This is a genomic window from Brevundimonas sp. NPDC046655 (assembly GCF_044901625.1).
GTDB lineage: Bacteria > Pseudomonadota > Alphaproteobacteria > Caulobacterales > Caulobacteraceae > Brevundimonas.
In genome coordinates, this window is the sequence record NZ_JBJDPV010000004.1 from 310,847 (window position 1) to 326,680 (window position 15,834).

Genomic DNA, 15,834 nt, shown 5'->3' on the forward strand with positions numbered 1-15,834 from the left:
ATCGCCTCAGGCGCGAAGCTTGAGGCGGCCCTGAGGTCTGCGTTGGGGAGCGAAAGCGGAGAGGCGGCTCTTAGCGAGCCGCGTTGGCGAGATTAAGTTGGCGCGCCTTGGTCAGGATGGCGTTTTCCAGATCGGTTTCCGTCTGGGCCGCGACCGGGGCGGCGGTCCAGGCGCCGGCGGCGTCCTTGACTTCCTTGGTCACCGACACGTTCAGGGCGTCGGCGCGCAGGCGACGATCGAGGATGAAGACGGTGGCCTTGAAGCGCTCGTTCGGCGCCTGCGGATTGACGTACCAGTCGTAATTCACCACGCCGCCCCACGGGTCGGCGTTGGTCAGGGGCATGAAGGACAGGGTGTCCAGGGTGGCGCGCCACAGGTAGGCGTTCACGCCGATGCCGAGCTGGGCGTCGGCCTTGGGGGCCTTATCCTTGCCGCCGACGAAAGGCAGGCTGGAGCAGCCGCCCAGCAGCAGTCCCGACGCGATCAGGGCGACCGCAGCGCCGCGAACAAATGCCATTCCGAGGTCTCCGTAAAGGTTCGTGGCCAAGCGTGGTGCGAACCTCGGGCGCGCGCCCGTAAAATCCGCGCACGTCTGCGCCGCAGCTACGCTCTATAACACGGGCGAAAGGGGCGATGACAAGGCGAACCCGTGTTCAAGGGGCGCTAAGTCGACTTATTGGCGTGGTGTCAGCGCCACAGGACTCGCAAGAGTCGTGCGGAACGACCTGTGGATGACTACGTTTCGTTGACCGGGTGGACCGGCGGTGTCTAATCGCTGTGGTCTCGAGCTTCGGCTCGGGTTCAGGAAACAAGGATCGGCGTTCAAGTCGGTCTCAAGGGTTGGAAGATGCGTTTCGTTGCGATCATCGCTGCGACTGTGGGCGCCCTGGCTATCGCCGGGACGGCTCATGACGCCTCGGCCCAGGCCCGCCGGGCTCCGGCCGTGTCCCTGACCGAAGCCGCCCAGACCTCGCATACGACCGCGACGCCGCCACGCCGCGGCCTGCGCTGGAACGACAGCGGCCGCTGGGGCCTGAACTTCAACCTGAACCAGCCTGTCGGCCGCGAGACTGACTGGGGCGACGTCGAGGCGGGCGCCTATTATCGTCTCAGCCCGCGCCTGCGCGTCGGCGCCGCCGCCAACCTGGCCTCGCCCGAGGTCGATCCGGCCCGCGCCCCTGAAAGCGCCGCCGATCGCCGCGCCGCGCCGCGCGTCCGTCTGGAAACCATCTTCAAGTTCTGATCGGGTCCGGCTCTAGGATCTGAAAGCGGTCTGCACGGCGTCCACGCCGGCGATGCCGTACGCGCCAGATTCCAGCAAATCAGCGGCATTGGCCGCGCTGATCCCGCCCAGGGCGTAGGCGGGGCAGGGGGCGAGCGCCGCCAGAGCCTTGAACCCTTCGATCCCCAGCGCGGGCTTGCCGGCCGAGGCGCCGCCCGCCGGGAAGACGGGCGACAGCACCAGGGCGTCCAGATCGCGCGCGGTCGTCGCCGCCTCCAGCGAATGCGCCGCACCGGTCAGCAGCCAGTCGGGGCGTCGTCCCGACAGGGCGTAGGCCGCCGACAGCGCCCGTTCCGGCAGATGCACCCCGTCGGCGCCGATCCGCTCCGCCAGATCAGCGTCCAGTCCGACCAGCAGGCGCGCGCCCGCTTCTCTGGTCGCCGCCCGCAGCCGCAGGCCGGTTTCCAGCGCGTCCGCCGCGCCGAAATGGCGGAAGACGACGCCGGCCCCGGCAGGCAGGCGGGCCGCCGTTTCCCAAGGCCGGGGCGTTCGCGTCGGGTCGGTGAAGAAGAGCAACGGGGGCAGGGGACGTTTCGGCGGGCTGACAGCCGCCGCCGCACGGGCTAGAGCCGTCGCCGTCTGCCACAGCGTGCGCGCGTCCTCGGACAGGGTCATGACCGCCTCTAATCCCGCTTCCGCCGTTCCGTCCATCCACGATCGCTTCGCCGCCGTGCGGGAACGCGTCCGGCAAGCCTGCATCGAGGCCGGTCGCGATCCAGCCTCCGTTACGCTGACCGCCGTGTCCAAGACGCAAGGCTCCGAGGCGCTGGAGGCGGCCCTGGCGACCGGCCAGCGCGTCTTCGGCGAGAACCGGGTGCAGGAGGCGCAAAGCCACTGGGCCGAGCGCCGCGCCGCATTGCCCGATCTGGAACTGCGCCTGATCGGCCCGCTGCAGACCAACAAGGCGGTCGAGGCGGTCGACCTGTTCGACGTCATCGAGACCCTGGACCGCGAGAAGCTGGCGGCGGCTCTGGCGGCGGCGATGCAGAAAGCCGGGCGTCGTCCCCGCGTCCTGGTCCAGGTCAACACCGGCGCCGAACCGCAGAAGGCGGGGGTCTTGCCTGACGAAGCCGACGCCCTGATCGCCGCCGCGCGTGACGTCCACGGCCTGAGCGTCGAGGGTCTGATGTGCATCCCGCCCGCCGACGAAGCGCCCGAACCGCATTTCAGGCTGTTGGCCGAAGTCGCCGCCCGAAACGGCCTGTCGATCCTGTCGATGGGCATGAGCGGCGACTACGAAACCGCCATTCGCCTCGGCGCGACCCATGTCCGGGTCGGTTCGGCCCTGTTCGGGGAACGAAATACGCCCCTAAAGCCCTCTTGAAGCGATGAAATAGCGGAGCACCCTTGGCGAACCCCTCAAGCCTCGCCATTCTCTAGCCATGGCGACCCCCAAGACGATCCTGATCATCGACGACGACGACGACCTGCGCGAGGCGTTGGCCGAGCAACTGGCCCTGCACGAGGAGTTTCGTCCCGTCCAGGCCTCCACCGCCACCGACGGGGTGCGTCAGGCGCGCGAGGTTCGCGCCGACCTGATCCTGCTGGACGTCGACCTGCCCGACATGGACGGCCGCGAGGCCTGTCGTCTGATCCGCAAGGCGGGCGTCTCGACCCCGGTCATCATGCTGACGGCTCAGTCGTCGGATTCCGACGCCATCCTGGGTCTGGATTCCGGGGCCAACGACTACGTCACCAAGCCCTTCCGCTTCGCCGTCCTGCTGGCGCGCATCCGCGCCCATCTGCGCAGCCACGAGCAGTCCGAGGACGCCGTCTTCCAGATCGGTCCCTACGAGTTCCGCCCGGCGTCGAAGATGATGCTGGACGACAAGGGCAAGAAGGTCCGGCTGACCGAGAAGGAAACCAACATCCTCAAGTACCTCTATCGCGCCGGGGCCAAGCCCGTGTCGCGCGAGGAGCTGCTGACCGAGGTCTGGGGCTACAACGCCGGCGTCACCACCCATACCCTGGAAACCCACATCTATCGGCTGCGTCAGAAGATCGAGCCCGAGCCGGGTCAGGCGCGCCTGCTGCTGACCGACGCGGGCGGCTACCGCCTCCAGCCCTGACCTTGGCCTGACGAACTGATGAGCGAGCGTCGTCCGACCCCGCCTCTGGTGGCGCTTCGGGCCTTCGACGCCGCCGCCCGGCTCGGCAGCTTCCGCGAGGCCGCCGAGGAGCTGGGCGTCACCCCCGGCGCCGTCAGCCGCCACATCAAGGCGCTGGAGATGCGGCTGGGCCTGCGCCTGTTCGACCGCTTCAACCGCTCCGTGGCCCTGACCGCCGACGGGCGCCGTCTGGCGCAAGGGGTGGCTGACGCCTTCGAGCGTCTGGAAAGCGCGCTGGAGGCCGTGCGGCCGGGCCGTAGCCGCCAGCTGAGGATCTCGGCCTTGCCGTCGCTGGCGGGCAAGTGGCTGTCGCCGCGCCTGCACCGTTTCAGCGAGGACAATCCCGACCTCGACCTGATCGTCTTCGCCGAGGACCGCATCGCCGACCTGTCCAACGGCGAGGCCGACGTGGCCCTGCGTTACGGCGAGGGACCCTATCCCGGCCAGACGGCGCGGCGGTTGATGAGCGAACGCCTGATTCCGGTCTGCGCCCCGTCGCTGGCGGCGGCGCGGACCATGCGCGCGCCCGCCGACCTGCTGGACGCGGTTCTGATCCATGAATCCTGGCACGACCTGCCCTTCGCCGACCGCATGGGCTGGAAGGCCTGGTTCGAGAGCGCGGGGGTTGCGGACCCCCGCGTCCAGCACCTGCGCGGCCCCGTCTTCAGCCACAGCCATCTGGCGCTGGAGGCTGCCCTGTCGGGCCGCGGCGTGGCCCTGACTTCGGCGCCGCTCGCCGCCGACGACCTGAAGGAGGGGCGACTGATCCAGCCGGTCGATCACGCCCTGACCAACAACCTGGCCTATTGGGCCGTGGTCCTGCCTGAGCGCGCCGACGAGCCCAAGCTGCGGCGCTTCCTCAACTGGATCGAGGCCGAGGCCCACGCCGATCCCATCGAGTGATTGAAACTCACGCGACCTAGCCTAACCGTGGTTTGTCCACAGCCGGCCGATGGACCATGTTCTGCGCATTCGGATCTCCCCGCCGAAAGGACCCAGACATGAAACTCGTGCATCCCCGCGCCGACGCCTCGTTTGAAGCCGTCGTCGTCTTCACCGGCAGCGTCACCCTGATCCTGCTGGGCGTTCTGGCTGGCGCCAAGCTGCTCGGCGCCGCCTAAAACCGAGCCGGGCTGAGTTCAGCTCAACGCGGGCGCCATTCGCTGAGAAGGGCGCCCGTGGCTCCGTCCTCGAAGGCCAGCCGGTCCAGCCGCAGCGCGGCGACGCAGACCGGCCGGCTCTCGGCGTCCTTCTGGGCGCATTTCACGGCCTTGCCGTCGGCGAAGGTCGTCAGCCGTCCCTCCAGTCGCAGCGCATAGCCGCCCGGCGCCGGCGTGGCTGCTGCGCCCTTTTCTCCCCGAATGACATGGGCGTAGGCCTGACCCTGGCGTCGGCCCAGGCGTGAGCCGTCGGCTTCGATCACGGCCGCCAGCCCCGCCGTGCGTTCCGGCGGGACCACCACAGGCGGCGCCTCGGCGGGCTTGGCGGATTTTGACGCCTCGGCTTCGACCTTGGCCGCTTCGGGCTGCATTGCGGGCGCAACGACAGGCGTCGCAGTCGCTGTTGCGGGGCAGGCGTCCAGTCCGCTCCATGGCCGTGCGATCCAGAAGCCTTCGACGGCGTCCCATTGATCCAGACCCGCTTCCAGCGCGGGCCCGGCGCCGCTGGCCAGAACCCTGGCCTTCAGGTCCTCGGGCGTGACCGTCAGGGTCAGGCCGCCGTCAGGGTTGCGCATCAGGCGCGGCAGGCCGGACACCGAAGAGTCGGCGTCGCGGATCATCCCGCCGCAGCCGAAGGGCAGGCGAACCGACACGGTGCGGCCGCTCAGGGCGGCGTCGCGGTCACGGCCCTCGGCCAGGGCCGAACCGGCCTCCGTCAGGGCGGCCAGAAGGGCGGCGCGGTTCAAGGTGGAGTCGATCACGACCGTCGGCGAGGGCGCGGCGGGTTCCGGCGACGGCTCGGGCTCGGGCGGGCGCTGACACCAGACCAGCAGCGGCAGGGCGGCGAGGACAGCGACGGGCGCGACGAGACGGGTCGTTGTGATCGGCATGGAACCAGCCTAACACGAGAAACGCTGAAGGGCGCCCCCGGCCGAAAGACGGCATCCGCAGCGGGGGCGAGGGCCGGGGAGGGTCCGCGCGCGCGTGACGCTGGATCAGATCATCGCACTCATCGTCCTGGTCGCCGTGGTCGGCCTGATGATCCACGGGCGGATGCGGTCCGACGTGGTGGCGCTCAGCGGGGCGGCGGCGCTGCTGCTGCTCGGCGTGGTGCGCCCGGTCGAGGTCCAGAGCGCCTTCGCCAGCCCCGCGGTCATCGCCCTGGCCGGGCTGTTCGTCATCGCCTACGCCATCGAGCTTTCGGGCCTGCTGGGCCTGATGATCCGCAAGGCCACAGCCCTGTGTCGACGTTTCGGCGCGGTCGGCATCTGGGCGGTGATCGGCCTGTGCGGCTCGGTCGGCGGCTTTCTGAACAATACGCCGGTGGTGGTTCTGGCCGCGCCCGTGGTGCGCGACATGGCCAAGTCGCTGAAGCTGTCGCCCAAGCGTTTCCTGATGCCGCTCAGCCATGTGACCGTCCTGGGCGGTCTTCTCACCCTGATCGGCACCTCGACCAACCTGCTCGTCAACGACATGGCGCGCAATGCAGGCCAGCCGGTGTTCAGTCTGTTCGAGATCACGCCCGTCGGCCTGGTCATCGCCCTGGTCGGCGGGTTGTGGCTCTACTTCTTTGGCGCCCGCCAACTGGGCCGCTCGGCCACGGCTGAGGAAGAGGCCGAGGCTGAACGTGAGCGCCAGCAGGCCGAGGCCTTGGCCTTGGCGGAGGCTCAGGCGGGCGGACGTCGGCTGCGTCTCGGTCGCTGGCGCCTGCCCTTCGCCTGGCCGTCCTTGATGCATTTGGGTGAAAGCCGCAACCAGCGCGACGGCACCGGCGACGCCCACCTGGGCGACGTCGAGATGTACGCCTCGGCCGATCGGCCCTTGCAGTGGCGGCGCGCCCTGATCGCCCTGACGGTGTTCGTGATGGTGGTGGCGGCGGCGGGGCTGGGGATCGCGCCCATCGCGGCGGCGGCCTTCGCCGGGGCGGTGGCCCTGATCCTGCTGGGCGTGCTGACGCCGGACGAAGCCTATTCAGGGCTGAAGCCCGACATCCTGCTGCTCATCGCCGGCATGGTGGTGGTCGGCACAGCGATCGAGGTGACGGGTCTGGCCGCTCAGGGCGCGGGCCTGCTGATCGAGGTGATCCGTCCGTTCGGGCCGCTGGGCGCCCTGATCGTCCTCTACGGCGTGACCCTGTTCGCGACCGAGCTTCTGTCCAACGCCACGGTGGCGGTGCTGGTGACCCCGATCGCCGTGGCCCTTGCCGAGAGCCTGGGGGTCGATCCGCGCCCCTTCCTGGTGGCGGTGATGATGGCCGCCTCGGCCGCCTTCGCCACCCCCTTCGGCTATCAGACCAATGTGCTGGTCTATCAGATGGCCGGCTACAGCTACCTGGACTTCGTGCGGGTCGGTCTGCCCCTGAACCTGATCACCTGGGCGGCGGCCATGGTCGCCATCCCCATCTTTTTCCCGTTCTAGGGCCTGTGTTGGAGCGTCAGACGTCCAGATCCATGACGACCGGAGCGTGGTCGCTGGGCCGTTCCCATTCGCGCACCGTGTCCAGGATGCGCGCGCTGCCCTTGACCACGGCGGGCGTCAGGCCCGGCGAGGTCCACAGATGGTCCAGCCGCAGGCCGCGGTTCGACACGCGGAAGTCCTTGGCGCGATAGCTCCACCAACTGGCCAGCTTGACCGGGTCCGGGATCTGGTCGCGCACCACGTCGGCGAAACCGCCGGCGTCCTGAAGCCGGCGCAGGGTCTCGATCTCCCCCGGCGTGTGACTGACCACCTTGAGCATGAACTTGTGGTTGAAGACGTCGTTGTCGCCCGGCGCGATGTTGAAGTCGCCCGCCAGGACCAGGGGCCGCTGCTGGTCGCGGGTCTTCATCTCGGCGGTCAGGCGTTCATAGAAGTCCATCTTGTGATCGAACTTCGGGTTCAGCTTGCGGTCGGGAATGTCGCCGCCGGCCGGGATGTAGAAGTTCTGCACCTCGACCCCGCCGATCAGGCCCGAGACGCAGCGGCCGTGACCCTCGCGACAGACGTCGAGGGCGGCGCCTTCGCCGTCGAGGATGGGCAGCTTGCTGGCGATGGCCACGCCGTGCCAGCCCTTCTGGCCGCGGATCTTCAGATAGGGCAGGCCCATCTGCTCAAAGGCCTCGCGGGGAAACTGGTCCTCGGTGCACTTGATCTCCTGCAGGCACAGGACGTCGGGCGCGTATTCGGCGACGAAGCGGGCGATCTGGTCGACGCGCAGGCGGACCGAGTTGATGTTCCAGGTGACGATGCGAAGGGTCATGGCCCGGCCTTAGCACGGCCAAAAGCGCGGATGGGCCATGAAAAAAGCGCCCGGAACGGGTCCGGGCGCTGTTCAGTTCGTCTCTCTCGCCGCCGGGAGGGGATGATTCCATGGCGGACAGAACGGCCGCCGCCGTTCTGTGGTTAGAATGTCACACGAGCGAAAAAAGTCAAATCAAGAAAAAGCGTCAAGGCTGTGCCAGCCGCGTGACGCCCGCCCTAGTTGCGGCTGGGACGACGCGTGGGATCGCGCAGCTGGAACAGGCTGGCGGCCAGGCCCGAGGCGGGCTGCAGCGAGGTCAGCTGGATGCGGGTGCGCGAGCCTTGTGCGTCGGTGATGCTCCATTCCTGCAGGCGCAGCGGCGAGCCGGCGAAGGCCAGGATGACCGAGCCTTCATTGGGCTTGGAGGCGTCGCGGGCGGTGATGGCGAAGGCGCCGGACGCCATGCGGGTGACGCGATCGACGCGCACGCCCTGATCCAGCCGGACCTCGCGCGCCAGGAAGGTCGATAGCGGCGTGGCCCGCAGCGGCACCTGGCGGAAGACGTTCAGGCGCGGGTCGTAGCGCTTGACGTTGTTCCCGTCGGCCACGACCAGCAGGCCCGCCGGCTCGCTGTATTCGAAACGCATCTTGCCGGGGCGCTGCAGCCAGAACTTGCCGGAGCGCTGCTGGCCGCCGGGGCCAGTCTCGACGAAGTTGCCCTGCGCCGCCGTCAGGGCGGTCAGATAGGCCTGGGCCTGACGCAGGGTGGCCTGATCCTCGGCCGACAGATTGGACTGGGCCGAGGCGGGCGCGGCGGCGATGATCGCCAATGCGGCGGCGCTGAAGCCGAAGGCGCGGCGTGAAAGGGTCATGTCTTGTCTTCTCCCGTTCGGGATGGTGATCGGATGGTCATCAAGCCGCAGGCAGACGGCGACCCCATGACGCCAGCCTGACCATATTTCGGCGGCCCGATGAAGCGTCGTTCATTGTTTTTGGGGTCCTATCGTTCGCGACGCGGTCGCTCACGGCTCGAGGACATGGGCGCTTCAACGGGCGCAAGTCGTGCGTGGTTCCGTTCGTCAGCACCCGCTTCGGCGCTGAAGCAGCGAGCGACCGCGTCGCGAGCGATAGCGCTCGGCGGCGACGCCGTCGCTTCGGCCGCGAGGCCGATCACACCATGGGCGGCGGGCCGGCGAGAATGTCGCGCTTGCCGGCGTGGTTGGCGGGGCTGACGACGCCTTCCTGCTCCATGCGCTCGATCAGGGTGGCGGCGCGGTTGTAGCCGATCTGCAGGCGGCGCTGGATGTAGGAGGTCGAGGCCTTGCGGTCGCGGGTGACCACGGCCACGGCCCGGTCGTAGAGGTCGTCGCCCGACATGCCGTCGCCGTCGCCGCCCATGGCCCCGTCGCCGTCGCCGTCCGGCTCGTCGGTGATCAGGTCCAGATAGTCGGGCTCGGCCTGGAGGCGCAGGTGTTTGCACACCTCCTCGACCTCGTTGTCGCCGACGAAGGGGCCGTGCAGGCGCGTGATGCGGCCGCCGCCGGCCATGTAGAGCATGTCGCCCTGACCCAGCAGCTGTTCGCCGCCCTGTTCGCCCAGGATGGTGCGGCTGTCGATCTTGGACGTGACCTGGAAGGAGATCCGGGTCGGGAAGTTGGCCTTGATGGTGCCGGTGATGACGTCCACCGACGGGCGCTGGGTGGCCATGATCAGGTGGATGCCCGCGGCGCGGGCCATCTGGGCCAGACGCTGGACGGCGCCTTCCACGTCCTTGCCGGCGACCAGCATCAGGTCGGCCATCTCGTCCATGACCACGACCAGATAGGGCATGGGCTCGGGGCGGATCTTCTCGCTCTCGTAGACCGGGCGGCCCTGCTCGTCGAAGCCGGTCTGGACGGTGCGTTCGAAATGCTCGCCCTTTTCCTGCGCCTCGCGGGCGCGCTCGTTGTAGCTGGCGACGTTGCGGACGCCGAGCTTGGACATCCGGCGATAGCGGTCCTCCATCTCGCGCACGGTCCACTTCAAGGCCACGACCGCCTTCTTGGGATCGGTCACGACCGGCGCCAGCAGGTGCGGAATGCCGTCGTAGACCGACAGCTCCAGCATCTTGGGGTCGATCATGATGAAGCGGCATTCGGCCGGCGTGTGGCGATAGAGGATCGACAGAATCATGGCGTTGACCCCGACCGACTTGCCCGAGCCGGTGGTGCCGGCGATCAGCAGGTGGGGCATCCGCGCCAGGTCGGCCACATAGGGCTCGCCGCCGATGGTTTCGCCGAGCGCCAGCGGCAGCAGATGGCTCTTCTTGTCGTATTCGCCGGAGGCCAGCAGGTCGCGCAGGAAGACGGTCTCGCGCTTGGCGTTGGGCAGTTCGATGCCTATGGCGTTGCGGCCCTGCACGACCGAGATGCGGCAGGCGCGGGCCGACATGGAGCGGGCGATGTCGTCGGCCAGGGCCACGACCCGGCCGTGCTTCACGCCGGGCGCCGGCACCAGTTCATAGAGGGTGACGACGGGGCCGGGGCGGATCTGGTCGATCACGCCGCGCACGCCGAACTCCTGCAGCACGCCTTCCAGCATCTTGGCGTTCTGCTTCAGCGACTCCTCGTCCACGGCGCCGCCGCGCTGGCCGGGCTTGGTGAGGATGCCGAGCGAGGGCAGGTCGAAGCCTTCGCCGGGCTCGAAGTCGAAGGTCTGCTGGTCGGCGGTGTCGCGCGGCTTGGGCGCCTTGACCGCCGCCACGCGCGGCTCGACCGCTTTCGGCGCGCGGGCCGAGGGTGGCGCGATCGGCGCGGCGGGGGCGGCGTCCTCCCACGGCGGGGCGTAGGCGGCGGGCTCGTCATCGGCGTAGGGGTCGGCCGCATAGGGGTTGTCGTCGGCCGCGGGCCCGGCGGCGGGCAGGGCGTCCGGTTCGAAATCGGGCTCGGCTTCCGGCAGGCGGTGGCGCGGCTTGCGGACCGGGGCGGCGGCTTCGGCCACGATGCGGGCGTCGCCCTTGAGCCCGGCTTTTGAAGGCGTCTTGACCTTGGCGGGGCGATCCGCGCGATGGGCGGCGTGCTTCTCGGCGGCCCAGCCGGCGGTGTCGGTGAAGTCGCGCAGGCGCAGGCCCACGGCGTAGCCCAGGCCCCAGAGGCCCAGGATCAGGAACAGGCCGCCGGCGATCCAGCGCCCGGCCGGGATGTGCAGGGCGGCCAGCCCTTGCGCCGACAGGCCGGTCACGCCGTCGCCCCACAGACCGCCCAGGCCGGCGGCCAGCGGCCATTTGGCGGGCGCCGCCAGGGCGGAAAGAGCGGCGGACAGCAGCAGGACCCCCGCGATGGCGCAGAAGACCTTGAAGGCGGTGGGCTGCAACCGGTGCTGCAGGGCGTCGCCGATGGCGACCGCCAGCCCGAAGGCGATCAGCAGCAGGACGGCGGGCCAGGCGGCCAGCCCCAGGGACTGCATCATCAGGTCGGCGAAGGTCGCCCCGGCTCCGCCCAGCCAGTTGGTCGCGCCCTGCGTCGAGGCGGCGTTCAGACTGGGATCCGCGGGGTTCCACGAGATCATGGCCACCAGCAGCAGGCTGGCCAGCAGGGCTTGCAGGACACCGCGGAACCGTACGGCGAAGGGCGCCGCCCAGACGATGCGGGCGGTGGACCAGGCGCGTTGGCCGAGCGCGAGGGCGACGGACATGAAGGCGAACCTCAGAAGACTAGGCCTCCCTTGTCGCGCGACAGGGTTAAGGGGCTGTTTACCAGGCGACGATCCGGTCGCCGCGACCTCTCGCCCCGCTCGTCGCCTCTGGACGCGGGCGGCCATCGGCGCGACACAGGCGGCATGGCTCAGACGGACTACGACATCATCATCGCGGGCGCGGGACTGGCGGGGGCGACGTTCGCCCTGGCGGCGGCCCAGGGCGGACTGAAGCCGGTGCTGGTCGATCCCCAGCCGTTCGACGCCCAGCTGGCGCCGACCTTCGACGGGCGCTCGACCGCCATCGCCTATTCGACCTTCCGGATGCTGGACGCGCTCGGTCTGGGCGGGAGCCTTCGCCCCCACGCCTGCCGCATGGATCGCATTCTGGTGACGGACGGCAAGCGGCCGGGCGCCGCCAGCCGCCCGCCGTCGCCGGCCTATATCCGCTTCGACGCCGATGAGATCGGCGACCGCAACGGCGGCGAGCCCCTGGGCTATATGCTGGAGAACCGCCGCATCCGCACGGCTCTGGCCGAGGCCGTGACGGCCGCCGGGATCGAGGTGCGGGCGCCCGCCAGCGTGGCCGGGGTCAAGGTTGGTCCGGGTCTGGCGACCGTGAAACTGAAGGACGGAGAGACCATCAGGGCGCCTCTGGTCGTGGGCGCCGAAGGGCGCGGCTCGACCGTGCGCCGGGCGGCAGGCATCGACACCTTCGGCTGGGGCTATGGCCAGAGCGGCGTGGTGGCGACGGTCAGGCTGGGCCGCGATCATGGCAATGTCGCCCATGAGTATTTCCTGCCGGACGGCCCCTTCGCCGTCCTGCCCCTGACCGAGCAGCGCGCCAGTCTGGTCTGGACCGAGAGCACGCGCCGGGCCGAGGCCCTGAAGGCGGCCTCGGACGAGGCTTTCCACGCCCACCTGATGCGCCGCTTCGGCGAGTTCCTGGACGGGGTGGAAGTGGTCGGACCGCGCTTCGTCTATCCTCTGTCGCTGCAACTGGCCGAGAAGCTGACCGCGCCGCGCATCGCCATCCTCGGCGACGCCGCCCACGGGGTGCACCCGGTGGCGGGGCAGGGGCTGAACATGGGGCTGAAGGACGCCGCCGCTCTGGCCGAGGTGCTGACGGACGCCGTGCGCATCGGTGAGGACATCGGTTCGGAGCTGGTGCTGGAGCGCTACGCCCGTTGGCGTCGCTTCGACAACGCGGCCCTGGCGGCGGGCTTCGACGGCTTCGTGCGGCTCTTCTCCAATGACTTGGCGCCGGTGCGGATGGCCCGCGATCTGGGCATGGCGGCGGTCAACCGCATCGCCCCCCTGCGCCGCGCCTTCATGCACGAGGCCGGGGGCGCGACAGGGGATCTGCCTCGCCTCTTGCGAGGCGAGAGCCTCTAAAGCGAAGAGGCCCTATCGCTCGCGCCGCGGGCGCTTGCTGCTTGAGGGCTCTCCTCCCCATCTCATGGGGAGGTGGATCGGCGGCGCAGCCGACGAGACGGAGGGGCCCGGTCGAGCGTGGCGCCGCCGACCCCTCCACCGCTACGCGGTCCCCCTCCCCACGAGTGGGGAGGAAAGATCACCTAGTCGTGGGTGTGCAGCAGGACGTCGGCGTCGTCGCGGCGGTCGGCCTCCTCCACCGCGCAGCGCAGGGCCGAGGCGCGGGTCTGGAACAGGCCGAAGAAGAGGCCGTCCGAGGAGGCCAGGCGCCAGACCCGGCCCAGGGGGCGGATTTCAAACAGGACAGGCGCGGCGGTCATGCGCGCGGCTCGATGTGATGCAGGCGGTCGGCCTGGCGCTGAAGTTGGCGGGCGATGCGCAGGGCGGCCTCGCGGTCCTTGAAGGGGCGGGTGGCGCAGTCGTCCAGGGTGACGCACCAGCCGCCGTCGCGGGCGACGACGCCATAGGCGCGGCAGCGGTGAGGCGCGGCCAGGGATTGGGCGGGCCGCGCGTCGGGATAGCCGCTCATCATCGCGGGCGGCCCTGGTTGCGGGGCGTGCAGCCGAGATAGAGGGCCAGAACGGTCTGGGTCATGCGCCAGACCGTGGGCGGAGCGGCAGGCTTCAGGGACTGGTTCAGCAGGGCGCGGCGGCTCATGGGGGTCTCCTTCATGAGGCGAAGAAGACACCCGGGCGGCGTAAGGGCGCGATGAGGAAAGCGGGTCGCCGCCTAAGGGCAGCGTAAGCCGTCAGTCCAGCGAGCGGGCGTCCTCGGCCAGCATGATCGGCACGCCGTCGCGGATGGGGAAGGCCAGCTTGGCGCCGGCCGAGACCAGTTCGTTGCGCTCGCGGTCATAGGTCAGGCGGCCGCGCGTGACGGGGCAGACCAGGACCTCCAGCAGACGGGGATCGACCGAGACGGGGGTGTTGAAGGCGTCGCTCATGATCTTTTTTAGTTTCCTATCGCTCGCGCCACGGGCGCTCGCTGCTTGAGGAAGTTGGGCCCTATGGTTCGCGACGCGGTCGCTCACTGTTTGAGGGCGTTTTGCGCCCTGAGGTTCGCCGCGCGGCGGCTCGCTGTTGGAGGGGTTCTAAGCCGCTGTTGGCTGGCGCGCTACTGCATCGCCGGGCCGTCGTCGTCGTCGTTGGCGGCGGCTTCGATGCGCAGGAGGGCGGTCAGGGCCTCGGCGCGGGCGTCAAGGGTCTCGGCTTCCAGCAGGGCCTGCTTTTCGGGGGCCTCGAAGGGCAGGGCCATGGCCAGGCTGTTGATCAGGGCCTCTTGCGGCGCGGCCTCGGCGGTGTCCCAGTCCACGTTCAGGCCCCGGTGCTCCAGATAGGGGCGCAGGGCGTCGAGGAAGCCGTGACGGTCGAAATCAGCGGCGGGATCGGGGGCGCGCAGATCGGCTTCGAACGGCGCGAAGTCGGCGCGGACCTGACGATAGGGCGTCTTGACCTGCAGCTCGCTGGCCACGTTGAAGCGGCAAATCCCGGTCAGGGTGATCAGATAGCGGCCGTCCGAGGTCTCGTTGAAGCTGGTGATGCGCCCGGCGCAGCCGACGCGGGCCAGCGGCGGCTGGACGCCCAGACCGCCTATGGGCTGGATCAGGCCGATGACCCGGTCCCCGGCCATGGCGTCATCGACCATGTTCAGGTAGCGCGGCTCGAAGACATTCAGCGGCAGCTGGCCGCGCGACAGCAGGATCGACCCCGGCAGGGGGAAGACCGGGATCACCTGGGGCAGCTCGATCGCCTTGATATAGCCCTGGGCCATCGCCGGTCTCCGATCAGGCGAACAGGATGGAGGACAGGCGACGGCGACCGTCGCGGGCGACCTCGCTGGTGGCGCCGGCGGCCTCGAACACGGTCAGAAGCTGCTTGCGCGCCGCCTGGTCGTTCCACTCGCGGTCGGCCTTGACGATGGCCAGGAGTTGATCGACGGCGCCGTTCAGATCGCCCGTCGAAGCCAGGGCCAGGGACAGGTCATAGCGGGCCTGATGGTCGTTGGGATCGGCGGCGATCTTCGCTTCCAATTCGGCGTTGGCGCCCGTGGGCGCGGCTGCGGCCAGGGCCAGCTGGGCGCGCACGCTCTGGACCATGGGGTCGGTGGAGTCCGCGGGCGCCATGGCGATGGTCTGGCGCGCCTGCTCGGCGTCGTCCTCGGCCAGATAGACGCGGGCCATGCCGGCGATAGCCTTCTGGTTGTCCGGCTCCATGGTCAGGACGTGGGCGAAGGCTTGCGCTGCGCCGCCGAGGTCGTTGAGGGCCAGGGATTCCTCGCCCAGCGACAGCAGCTGCTCGACGTCGGTGTTGACCCCGGCGCCGCCGGTCAGCTTGTCGATGAAGGCCTTGATCTGGCTGTCGGGAATGGCGCCCTGGAAGCCGTCGACCGGCTGGCCGTTGACGAAGGCGTAGACCGTCGGGATCGACTGGACCCGCAGCTGGCCCGCATAGGCCGGGTTCGCATCCACATCGATCTTGACCATCTTCACCGCGCCGGCGGCGCCGCGCACGGCCTTCTCCAGAGCGGGGCCGAGGGTGCGGCACGGACCGCACCAGGTGGCCCAGAAGTCGACGATGACCGGCTGATGCTTCGAGGCCTCGACGACGTCGGCCATGAAGCTGGCGTCGGTGCCGTCCTTGATCAGGTCGTCGGAAAGCTTGGGATCGGCGAAGGTCATGATCGGGTCCGCATCAGGGTCGAAGAATCGTAACGGATCAGATGGCGTCGGGATGCCTCCTCATCAAGCGCCAAGTGACGAAGCTGAGACGTCTGGCCGCAAGGGGCCGCTCGGTTGATAAAAAATAGAGTCCAATTCGTCTGAATCGTCTGAAATCGACCGCCGCGCGGCCGGGTTTCAGGGCGGCCATAGCAGAGCGCTGCGCCAGAAGAGGTCGTGGCGCGGTCACGGCCTCGAGGCAGGTAGAGGCGACAGGGCGGTCGATCCGGTCAGGGCCAGAC

The 15,834-nt window shown here is 69.6% G+C and carries 18 protein-coding genes; 6 read left to right on the forward strand and 12 right to left on the reverse strand.

Translation table 11 applies throughout. From position 1 onward, the window contains the following. Window positions 1-70 precede the first annotated feature (70 nt). Window positions 71-517, reverse strand: coding sequence for a DUF3576 domain-containing protein (locus ACI2KI_RS13185; protein WP_292084829.1), 447 nt, complete (start codon window positions 515-517; stop codon window positions 71-73). Between the two features lie 330 nt (window positions 518-847). Between ACI2KI_RS13185 and ACI2KI_RS13190 the strand changes: the two genes are divergently transcribed. Next, window positions 848-1,243 (forward strand): NtrZ family periplasmic regulatory protein, encoded by a 396-nt coding sequence (locus tag ACI2KI_RS13190; protein ID WP_313101055.1) that lies wholly within the window; start codon window positions 848-850, stop codon window positions 1,241-1,243. Between the two features lie 12 nt (window positions 1,244-1,255). Here ACI2KI_RS13190 and ACI2KI_RS13195 read toward each other — a convergent pair whose 3' ends face one another. Beyond that, entirely contained in the window at window positions 1,256-1,897 is a 642-nt protein-coding gene (locus tag ACI2KI_RS13195) for a thiamine phosphate synthase (RefSeq protein ID WP_404620728.1), read from the reverse strand. Here ACI2KI_RS13195 and ACI2KI_RS13200 point away from each other — a divergent pair. The 3 genes from ACI2KI_RS13200 to gcvA are packed head-to-tail and all read left to right on the forward strand — an operon-like array spanning window position 1,896 to window position 4,293. Then, entirely contained in the window at window positions 1,896-2,606 is a 711-nt protein-coding gene (locus ACI2KI_RS13200) for a YggS family pyridoxal phosphate-dependent enzyme (protein ID WP_404620730.1), read from the forward strand. The genes ACI2KI_RS13195 and ACI2KI_RS13200 overlap by 2 nt on opposite strands. A 58-nt stretch (window positions 2,607-2,664) precedes the next feature. Beyond that, on the forward strand, window positions 2,665-3,351 hold the full coding sequence (locus tag ACI2KI_RS13205; RefSeq protein WP_114818220.1) for a response regulator transcription factor: 687 nt from the start codon (window positions 2,665-2,667) through the stop codon (window positions 3,349-3,351). Between the two features lie 18 nt (window positions 3,352-3,369). Continuing rightward, entirely contained in the window at window positions 3,370-4,293 is a 924-nt protein-coding gene (gene gcvA / locus ACI2KI_RS13210) for a transcriptional regulator GcvA (RefSeq protein ID WP_404620732.1), read from the forward strand. A gap of 241 nt (window positions 4,294-4,534) precedes the next feature. Here gcvA and ACI2KI_RS13215 read toward each other — a convergent pair whose 3' ends face one another. Next, window positions 4,535-5,440 (reverse strand): hypothetical protein, encoded by a 906-nt coding sequence (locus tag ACI2KI_RS13215; RefSeq protein WP_404620734.1) that lies wholly within the window; start codon window positions 5,438-5,440, stop codon window positions 4,535-4,537. A gap of 94 nt (window positions 5,441-5,534) precedes the next feature. On the opposite strand from ACI2KI_RS13215, the gene ACI2KI_RS13220 reads away from it, so the two are divergent. After that, on the forward strand, window positions 5,535-6,968 hold the full coding sequence (locus ACI2KI_RS13220; RefSeq protein WP_404620736.1) for an SLC13 family permease: 1,434 nt from the start codon (window positions 5,535-5,537) through the stop codon (window positions 6,966-6,968). A gap of 16 nt (window positions 6,969-6,984) precedes the next feature. Here ACI2KI_RS13220 and xth read toward each other — a convergent pair whose 3' ends face one another. The 3 genes from xth to ACI2KI_RS13235 form a co-directional block, all read right to left on the reverse strand. Then, window positions 6,985-7,788, reverse strand: coding sequence for an exodeoxyribonuclease III (xth, locus tag ACI2KI_RS13225; protein WP_404620738.1), 804 nt, complete (start codon window positions 7,786-7,788; stop codon window positions 6,985-6,987). A 218-nt stretch (window positions 7,789-8,006) separates the two neighbouring features. After that, window positions 8,007-8,642 (reverse strand): outer membrane lipoprotein carrier protein LolA, encoded by a 636-nt coding sequence (locus ACI2KI_RS13230; RefSeq protein WP_404620740.1) that lies wholly within the window; start codon window positions 8,640-8,642, stop codon window positions 8,007-8,009. A gap of 298 nt (window positions 8,643-8,940) precedes the next feature. Then, on the reverse strand, window positions 8,941-11,442 hold the full coding sequence (locus ACI2KI_RS13235) for a DNA translocase FtsK 4TM domain-containing protein (protein ID WP_404620742.1): 2,502 nt from the start codon (window positions 11,440-11,442) through the stop codon (window positions 8,941-8,943). Window positions 11,443-11,586: 144 nt separating this feature from the next. On the opposite strand from ACI2KI_RS13235, the gene ACI2KI_RS13240 reads away from it, so the two are divergent. Next, window positions 11,587-12,837 carry a UbiH/UbiF/VisC/COQ6 family ubiquinone biosynthesis hydroxylase gene (locus ACI2KI_RS13240; RefSeq protein ID WP_404620744.1) on the forward strand — a complete coding sequence of 417 codons (1,251 nt, stop codon included), beginning with the start codon at window positions 11,587-11,589 and terminating at the stop codon, window positions 12,835-12,837. 182 nt (window positions 12,838-13,019) lie between these two features. Here the strand turns inward: ACI2KI_RS13240 and ACI2KI_RS13245 are convergent, their stop codons facing one another. From ACI2KI_RS13245 to ACI2KI_RS13270, 6 genes are all read right to left on the reverse strand, one after another. Beyond that, window positions 13,020-13,196, reverse strand: a complete 177-nt coding sequence (locus ACI2KI_RS13245; protein WP_404620746.1) for a hypothetical protein — start codon at window positions 13,194-13,196, stop codon at window positions 13,020-13,022. Then, window positions 13,193-13,405, reverse strand: coding sequence for a hypothetical protein (locus ACI2KI_RS13250; protein ID WP_404620748.1), 213 nt, complete (start codon window positions 13,403-13,405; stop codon window positions 13,193-13,195). The genes ACI2KI_RS13245 and ACI2KI_RS13250 overlap by 4 nt, the downstream gene beginning before the upstream one ends. Next, window positions 13,405-13,533 carry a hypothetical protein gene (locus tag ACI2KI_RS13255; protein ID WP_296178511.1) on the reverse strand — a complete coding sequence of 43 codons (129 nt, stop codon included), beginning with the start codon at window positions 13,531-13,533 and terminating at the stop codon, window positions 13,405-13,407. Before ACI2KI_RS13255 ends, ACI2KI_RS13250 begins: the two co-directional genes overlap by 1 nt. A 91-nt stretch (window positions 13,534-13,624) precedes the next feature. Then, the gene (locus ACI2KI_RS13260; protein WP_404620750.1) at window positions 13,625-13,819 is read right to left on the reverse strand and encodes a Trm112 family protein; all 195 of its coding nucleotides are present in this window, start codon (window positions 13,817-13,819) and stop codon (window positions 13,625-13,627) included. Between the two features lie 170 nt (window positions 13,820-13,989). Next, complete coding sequence (locus ACI2KI_RS13265; protein WP_404620752.1) at window positions 13,990-14,646, reverse strand: LON peptidase substrate-binding domain-containing protein; 657 nt, start codon at window positions 14,644-14,646, stop codon at window positions 13,990-13,992. 13 nt (window positions 14,647-14,659) lie between these two features. Then, the gene (locus ACI2KI_RS13270; RefSeq protein ID WP_404620754.1) at window positions 14,660-15,553 is read right to left on the reverse strand and encodes a tetratricopeptide repeat protein; all 894 of its coding nucleotides are present in this window, start codon (window positions 15,551-15,553) and stop codon (window positions 14,660-14,662) included. Between the last annotated feature and the right edge of the window lie 281 nt (window positions 15,554-15,834).